The sequence below is a fragment of the Micromonospora sp. NPDC000089 genome, from assembly GCF_042899365.1.
Classification (GTDB): domain Bacteria; phylum Actinomycetota; class Actinomycetes; order Mycobacteriales; family Micromonosporaceae; genus Micromonospora.
The window spans coordinates 1-1,128 of record NZ_JBIAZT010000035.1 but is presented as its reverse complement, the minus strand read 5'-3'; the positions used below and the strand labels follow the sequence as shown (position 1 = coordinate 1,128).

General features: G+C 65.5%; 1 protein-coding gene. It reads left to right on the top strand.

Features of this window, described 5'->3' with window-relative positions; genetic code table 11:
- Positions 1-1,080 (top strand): IS256 family transposase (locus ACFY3U_RS27790; protein WP_387206942.1); only part of this gene is annotated, 1,080 nt, incomplete at its 5' end.
- Positions 1,081-1,128: the final 48 nt, after the last annotated feature.

Sequence of the window (1,128 nt, the reverse complement as noted above, 5' to 3'; positions counted from 1 at the left end):
GTGGGCGATCCGGCGGGGCAGGGGTCGGGTAACAGCCGCAATGGTTACTCGCCGAAGACGGTCCTGACCGAGGCCGGCGCGATCGACATCGACGTGCCGCGGGACCGTAACGGCACCCACGAGCCGAAGATCGTGCGGAAGGGCCAGCGGCGCCTGGACGGCATCGACAAGATCGTCATCGGGTTGTATGCGCGGGGCATGACGGTGCGGGACATCCAGGCCCACCTGGGGGAGATCTACGACATCGACGTCTCTCCGGACCTGATCTCCAAGATCACTGATGCGGTCCTGGACGAGGTGAAGGAGTGGCAGTCCCGGCCGCTGGACGCGGTGTGGCCGGTGGTGTTCCTCGACGCCATCGTCTGCAAGGTCCGTGACGGCGGCACGGTCAGGAACAAGGCGGCGCACCTGGCCGTCGGGGTCGATGTGGACGGCAAGAAGGAAGTCCTGGGTATCTGGGTCGAGCAGACCGAGGGCGCGAAGTTCTGGCTGCGGGTGATGAACGACCTGCGTGCCCGGGGCCTGCAGGATGTCCTCATCGTCGTGTGTGACGGTCTGGTCGGTCTGCCCGCCGCGATCGAGGCCGTGTGGCCCGACGCGCTGGTGCAGACCTGCATCGTGCACTTGACGCGGGCGTCGCTGCGGTGGGTGAACTACGCCGATCGCAAGAAGGTCGCCGCGCAGCTGCGGCTGATCTATGGCGCCCCGACCGAACAAGCCGCCCGCGAGGCCCTGGACGCGTGGACCGACTCGGAGATCGGCCGGCAGTATCCGGCGATCCGCCGGCAGTGGGACGCCGCCTGGGAGCAGGTCATTCCGTTTTTCGCGTTCCCGCCAGAGGTCCGCAAGGTCATCTACACCACGAACATGATCGAGTCGATCAACTACCAACTCAGGAAGATCACCAAGACCCGCGGACACTTCCCGACCGACGACGCCCTGATCAAGCTGCTCTACCTGGGCTGCCGGCAGATCGGACGCACCGCCCGCGCCGGACGCGGAGGCCGCTCAACCTACAACTGGAAGATCGCCATGAACCAGTTCGACATCATGTTCCCCGGCCGCCTGGACAAGGCATAACATCACCAACCAGGTCAGGCCCTTACACAAACGAACTGATAGGCCCTG